We start from the raw sequence: 6,454 nt of genomic DNA on the forward strand, positions 1-6,454 counted from the left end.
AACCGGAAGACCGGGGCAACCTCAGTTAGCCGATTGATTATCGGACGCTGCCCTGTCCCGCTTCAACCAGGCCACACACCGGTTCAAGTAACTGCCCAATCCGTTGTGCACGAACTCGGCCAGATTCCAGTCATCCATGGAATGGCCCTCACGCCAGGCGTACGACCAGGCCGTGCTGCCCTCGATCTCGACCCTGCGAAGGTCGTACGCGGGGCAGCGAGATCCGCACCAACCCCTCCGCGAAGTCCGCGCGGTTGTGGCCCGATCACGTGGACCGTGAGGAGCTGGGCGCGACGGTGCGCATGTATGCCTCGGTCGCCACCCAGGCCGCCCGGACCGCGGGCAAGGCCGGCGATCTGGGCGACCCGACCGCGGCCGCGCTGCGCAAACGCGCCGAGACCGACCGCGCGCGAACAGTTCTCCTTCGACTACGACGCCCGCCGACAGGAACTCGAAGACCAGCTGGACCGGGCCCAGGCGCAGCTGGACCGGCACCTGAGCACTCACCGCGAGACGCTGGCCACCGATGAGGTCTGGGGACCGAAGCTCGCCGAGCAGGAAGCGGCCGTGGCCGCCCTCTCCGAGGCGCAGCGCCGGATCCCGAAGGTGTACGGGCAACGCATCACCCACCTGCACGCCGTCATCGCGGCCAACCAGGCCCGCCGCACCCGACGAACTGAACGTGCTGGCAGACGATCACAGCTGGGACCAGGCCGACGATTCCGCCGACACCCTGGCCCGGGAGAAGTATGAGCAGGCCCGGATGGGGTGGCATAACATTCCGTGGTCGTCGCGCGAAGCCCTGCCGCTGGCGCTGGCCGATGCCCTGGTCTGGGCCGACGAAGACGAACGGGCCGCCTAGGTCGTCGCCGAGATCACCGGCGTATACCGCGACAACTGGGGCGTGCACGTCGATCCCGACATCCTCACCGTCACCGTCGATCCGGACTTCGACCCCCTGCCCGGCCAGGCCTGGGACGAGGACGTCGCGGTGTGGGCGCACGAGGCGCCGGTGCTCGATATCGTGGCCTCCTCCACGCTGGACCCGGCCAGCAAGGAAGCCGCCGTCGCCGTGCTGGCCGACTGGATCGGCGACGGTATCGACCCGGCCGATCCCCGCGGCTGGCTCGCCACTCGCAGCAACCGCTTCGCCGCCCTTATCCAAGGGCTGGCGGACGCAGCGATCCCCGAGAACGACCGGGAACGGCCCACGAAGAGTCTCCTGCACGCCTTGGACGTGGACCGGCTGCGTTCGGTCCTGGGTGAATACGGGCTGAACAACCAGCTGATCGACAATGCCCTCGACCGAGTGGATACCCGGGACGATCCGGGCATCAGCGCCGCAGATCGTTGACCGGCTCTCATAGGAGAGAATTCTCGAAGTCACCTAGTCCGGATCGCGACGAACGGGGCCGGCTTCGCACTCCGCCACGGCTTCCGTTCCACGACTTGATCGGCGGGGGAGGAGCAACCAATCGGGCCTCTCACCCTGGACCAGAACCTCGCCCGGCAGACCCCGTGACCTGAAGGCGGTCGGCTGAACACCCGGCTCACGACGAATGTCTCGGCGGTAGGGTGTGCTTCGTGACCACTGCGACAGAGGCGGACAGACTCTAGCCACCGGTCCCCGGTGGCTGCCCCGAGTCGGCGACACCGCGCCCTGACGGCGCGGTAATTCGTGCTGCTCTCAAGTCCACCGGTCGGACCCGCTGTCGTCCGCGCGGCCATCCCCTTTCCTCGGATGTGCCGTCCGCTTCGCACTCAGTGGGAGTACCCCTATGCCCAAGTGGTTGGCGGCGCTGTTCGCCGCCTCGTTCGTGTTCTATACCGACGACTATGTGATCGCCGGTGTCCTGCCCGAGATCGCGCGCGATCTCGGCGTGAGCCAAGCCGCCGCCGGTCAGCTCATCACCGTATTCGCCGTCACCGTCGCCCTGGTGGCACCAGTCGCCGCCGTCGCCCTGGCCCGCGCCCCCCGACGCCTGCTGCTGGTGGCGAGCCTGTGCGCGTTCGTCGCTGCCAATGCGGCCGCAGCGGGAACACCGTCGTTCACCATGCTGCTGATCCTGCGCGTCGCCGCAGCGGCAGCCGCCGCGGTCGCGACACCGGCACTGTTCGCCACCGCGGTCCAGCGGGCGCCCGCCGCGAAGGTCGGGCGCTATGTCGCGGTGGTGGCGCTGGGCGTCACCGGGTCCATCGCGGTCGGGGTGCCGATCGGCACCTGGATCGGTGGCATGTTCGGCTGGCGCGCGGTATTCGCCACCATGGCGGTGTGCGGCCTGCTCGCCCTCACCGGTCTGCTGATCACCGTGCCGCGCGGGATATTCGGCGGTTCCACGCCCGACTGGCGGGCCCAGCTAGGCAGCCTGGGACGACGACCGGTGACCTTCGGCCTGCTGGCCAACATGTCGCTGATGACCGGCTCGATGATGATGCTCACCTACCTCGCGCCGTTCCTCACCGATGTCGCCGGGGCGGCCGTCGACGCCCGCGCCCTCTCCTTCGGGCTGGCCGGTATCGCGGGCACCCTCGGCATGTGGGCCGGCGGCACGATGACCGACCGGCACGGCCCGGACCGTGCCCTGCTGATCGGTATGAGCGCCATCGCCGGGTCCATGGCCATCCTGTGGCTGCTGTGGGGCATACGCCCGGTCCCGATGACGGCCGTGCTGCCCGTAATCGCAGTGTGGGGTGCGGCCGCCTTCTGGAACTCACCCGCGATCCAAGCCCGGCTCGCCAACCTGTCCGGCCCACTCGCCCCACAAGCGCTGGCGCTCAACACCTCCGGCACGTATCTGGGTGTCTGCCTCGGCGGTCTACTCGGCGGTCTCGCCCTGACCAGGTGGGGTTCGGGCGCACTGCCACCGCTCGCCGTCACCTGCACCGTTCTCGCAACGGTGCTGCTGTCCACCGCGAGCGAACCCGCCCGTAGAACACCGGCCCGCAAGTAGACAGCCCGACCGCCGGTGCGGAACTCACCCGCACCGGCGGTTCAGCACCGGTTCCGCGCCGACTTCGGCGTCTGCGGCCGGCACCAGCCGACACCACATCCGATCAGCACTGACCAACCTGACCGAACCGATTCAACACACCTGAGATTCGTCGAGTAGCCGCCGGCAAGACCCACTTCCATGCGGCTATCGGCGGTTTTCCCTTGTCTCGTAACCAAGGTTTCGAGACAGGGGCGAGCTTGCCGTGCTGGGCCGGTGAGGGATGTCCCGTAATTCCGTCTCGGTATCAGCTCCACACCCCGGGAGCGCGTGACGGAACAACGAGTTCGGCGAGTACGCCGTAGTGGTCGCTCGCCTGAACCTCGCCGGCATCAACGCAGATCCGGTCGACAGCCCGCACCTCGAGCGTGGCCCGGAACTGGCCCCCCGCACGAGTACGTAGTCGATGCGCCGACCTGCGGCCGAGGACATGTCACCGCGGGCGACCAGTGGGTTGTCCGGAGTGAAGGTGTGTCCGGGATCGTCTGGCCGCAGCGCTTCCCATGCATCGTGGTAGCTGACGCTCGTTGCTGCCAGTGACTGGCGTCCGGTCCAGAACCGGATGCTGGCCGAGTCCGGGGCGGCATCGAAGTCGCCGACGACCACAACATGGTCCTCACGTCGGTCGAGGACGTCGTCGATGAAACGGGCCGCCTCGACGGCCTGCAGCTCGCGTTCGTACTCGTAGTCGAGCTGGAAGACCGGTTTGTGGTGGGCGATACGCAGTGTTCCGAATGGTTGTGGCGCCTGCACCGCCGCGACAACCACAGCCGACCAAGGAAAGGCTGCCGCGCGATCGGTGACGCCCAGCCCGTGCTCGCGGATATCGACGAAGGGCCAGCGGCTGGCCAGCGCCAGTCCGACCCCGTCCGGAGTCGTCTGGGAGTGCCACGCAATGTGCCAGTCCGGGCCGAGCAGATCGGCGATGGCCTCCTCCCGGCCCCCACCGGCATAGACCTCCTGCAGGCCGATGATGTCGGGGCTGGCCTTCCGCAGTTGCTCTGCGATCACATTCTTACGGAGATGCCAGTCGGCGAGCAGTGGAGACAGGACGTTGAAGGTCGCCACGCGCACAGAACTCACGAATATCTCGTCGGCCGCGGACCTCTCGGAACGATCACGACGGACATCCTCGCAGCCGCGCGTAGCTCAGCCCGAGGGCCCTGACACCGACTGACATGGTTCGCATAAACGATCGTTGTCGGGAACCTTCGGCACAGCGCGGAAGCGCCTTGGCGGATGGGTCGCGCAACCCGGTCTCGATGGCATCGTCTGCGGCCACCGGGTCAGCCTGCCTCACCGGCGAAAGGGCCACAGAAGCGGCGGAGGAACCAGCGCCTGTCATTCCGGTCATTGGGGGAACTGCGATTGTGGGGATGCGGGTAGCAGACATCCTTAATAATGGGATCGCCGGGTATGACTGCCTAGCAAACGGTTTCGACAGCGAGGGGACAGCATGAGCGCGGGTTCCGGCTCTCCGGTGCGGGTGCTCGCCCCTGCGGTATCGGGGGCCTTGGTCAGTACCGGGTTGGCGGTGGTGGTGAATATGGCCACCGGGGGCGGGCCATGGTGGTTGTGGGTCGCGGTCGTGGTATTGACCGTGGTGGGGTGCGGCACCTCGCTGTGGCTGCATCAGCGGCAGTCCGGCCCTGCCCGGCCCTCGGTCACCGCGGCCGGCGCGGGGAGCGTGGCCGCGCACGGCACGGTCGGCAACATCAGCGCTAGCGGATCCGGCGCTGCTGGTGTGCCGCCAGCAGCGGGGCAGGATCCGGTCGTCGCGCCGGCGCCGGGCGCGGTGACCGCCTCGGGTGCGGGATCGGTCGCGGTCAGCGGCAACGCCGGAGACATTTCCACCAGCCACCAGACCGAGTAGCCGTTTCCGTGAAAGGGTTCGGTTCCAAACGTGATCCGGCCGCTGCACCACCGCCGGTCGCGGGTCCGGTGACGGCGTCGGGTGCGGGAGCGGTCGCGGTCAATGCCCCCGGTGGACACGTCGGGGCCATTCAGACCGGCGCGAACTCGGTGGTGGTGAGCCTGCCGCCAGAGGCGTTGCGCCCGGCCGCACAGGTCGACGCCCCGCCCGGGATCGACAACCTCCCGGTCGTACGGGGCCGGTTCGAGGGTCGCGCACCCGAACTCGAGCGCCTCGACACCCTGCTCGCCGATGGAGGGGGCCAGGTGGTGGTCTCGGCGGTGCACGGGCTCGGCGGGATCGGCAAGAGCACCCTGGTCTCGCATTGGGCCGCGACCCGCCCCCACGGGCGCACTCCGATCCTGTGGATCACCGCCGATACCGCCGCGGCGGTCGAGCAGGGTCTGGCACAGTTCGCGACCGCGCTGCAACCCGAGCTCGCGCGCGCGTTGCTGGTGGAGGAGTTGACCGAGCGGGCGTTGCAGTGGCTGGCCTCCCACACCGGATGGCTGCTGATCCTGGACAACGTCAACGACCCCGCCCACATCGCTGTAGTCCTCGACCGAGCCCGGACCGGGCGGGTGATCGTGACCAGCCGCCTGGCCACTGGGTGGTCACCCGCGGCGAACACGCTGCGCTTGGACGTCCTCGAACAGGAGGAGTCTTTGCGGCTGCTGACCGGGATTATCACCGCCGGCGGACCACGCGACTGCGAGGGCGCCGCACAATTGTGTGCGGAGTTGGGGCATCTGCCACTGGCGATCGATCAAGCTGGGGCGTACCTGGCGCAGAATCCGTTCCTTACCCCCGCCGACTACCTCACTTTGCTGACGGAGGACCCGGGTCGCATGTTGGAGCGTGGAGCGGCCACCGTCGACCCGCAACGCACTATCGCCCGGATCTGGCGCATCACACTGGACCAGGTCACCGAAACCACACCCACGGCCGCGGACCTGCTGCGCGCCCTGGCCTGGTATGGCCCCGACGACATTCCGCTGATCCTGTGCGAGGGGCTGGCCGACGCGGTCGATCTCGGGACCGCGCTCGGCACCTTGACCACCTATAGCCTGATTACCCCCGACCCCCACCACCGGACGCTGTCCATTCACCGCCTCGTCCAAACCGTCGCTCGTACCCCCGACTCCACAGACCCGCACCGCGCACCAGAAGTGATCCAGCACGCCCGCACCCACGCCATGACCACCCTGCAAACAGCCCTGCCGAACTACGAGGACCCCGTTACCTGGCCGGTCTGGAGAGCGCTGCTCCCCCATATCGATACCTTCGCCACCCGCACCGACCCAGACGTCACCACCGCCGAGATCCTGAACCTCATGGCGTTGTTTCTGAACGGCCAAGGGATGTCCGAGCGCGCCATCGTTCTGTTCGAGCACAGTCTCGCCGACTTCGAGCGGGTCCTCGGTGGCGAGCATCCCGACACTCTGACCTCCCGCAACAACCTCGCCGGCGCCTACCGGACGGTGGGGCGGGTCGCCGAGGCGGTCACCTTGCACGAGCGCAATCTCGCCGACTGCGAGCGGGTTCTCGGCAG

Annotated in this window: 6 protein-coding genes; 5 read left to right on the top strand and 1 reads right to left on the bottom strand. The window is 68.3% G+C overall.

Translation table 11 applies throughout. The annotated features are described in order from the left end of the window. Window positions 1-682: 682 nt before the first annotated feature. From ACWDU1_RS27565 to ACWDU1_RS27575, 3 genes are all read left to right on the top strand, one after another. Window positions 683-862 carry a hypothetical protein gene (locus tag ACWDU1_RS27565; RefSeq protein WP_450002865.1) on the top strand — a complete coding sequence of 60 codons (180 nt, stop codon included), beginning with the start codon at window positions 683-685 and terminating at the stop codon, window positions 860-862. Window positions 863-904: 42 nt separating this feature from the next. Continuing rightward, window positions 905-1,354: a hypothetical protein gene (locus ACWDU1_RS27570; protein WP_450002867.1), complete on the top strand. Its 450-nt coding sequence runs from the start codon at window positions 905-907 to the stop codon at window positions 1,352-1,354. A gap of 424 nt (window positions 1,355-1,778) precedes the next feature. Beyond that, a complete protein-coding gene (locus tag ACWDU1_RS27575; RefSeq protein WP_450002868.1) occupies window positions 1,779-2,951 on the top strand; it encodes an MFS transporter in 1,173 nt (390 codons plus the stop codon). 186 nt (window positions 2,952-3,137) lie between these two features. Here ACWDU1_RS27575 and ACWDU1_RS27580 read toward each other — a convergent pair whose 3' ends face one another. After that, window positions 3,138-4,073 carry an endonuclease/exonuclease/phosphatase family protein gene (locus ACWDU1_RS27580; RefSeq protein ID WP_450002869.1) on the bottom strand — a complete coding sequence of 312 codons (936 nt, stop codon included), beginning with the start codon at window positions 4,071-4,073 and terminating at the stop codon, window positions 3,138-3,140. A 373-nt stretch (window positions 4,074-4,446) separates the two neighbouring features. Here ACWDU1_RS27580 and ACWDU1_RS27585 point away from each other — a divergent pair, with 373 nt between their 5' ends. Both ACWDU1_RS27585 and ACWDU1_RS27590 read left to right on the top strand, forming a co-directional pair. Next, window positions 4,447-4,863: a hypothetical protein gene (locus ACWDU1_RS27585; RefSeq protein WP_450002871.1), complete on the top strand. Its 417-nt coding sequence runs from the start codon at window positions 4,447-4,449 to the stop codon at window positions 4,861-4,863. 8 nt (window positions 4,864-4,871) lie between these two features. Further along, the coding region (locus ACWDU1_RS27590; RefSeq protein WP_450002873.1) for a tetratricopeptide repeat protein at window positions 4,872-6,454 on the top strand (1,583 nt) is incomplete at its 3' end.

The organism is Nocardia sp. NPDC003345, assembly GCF_053589395.1.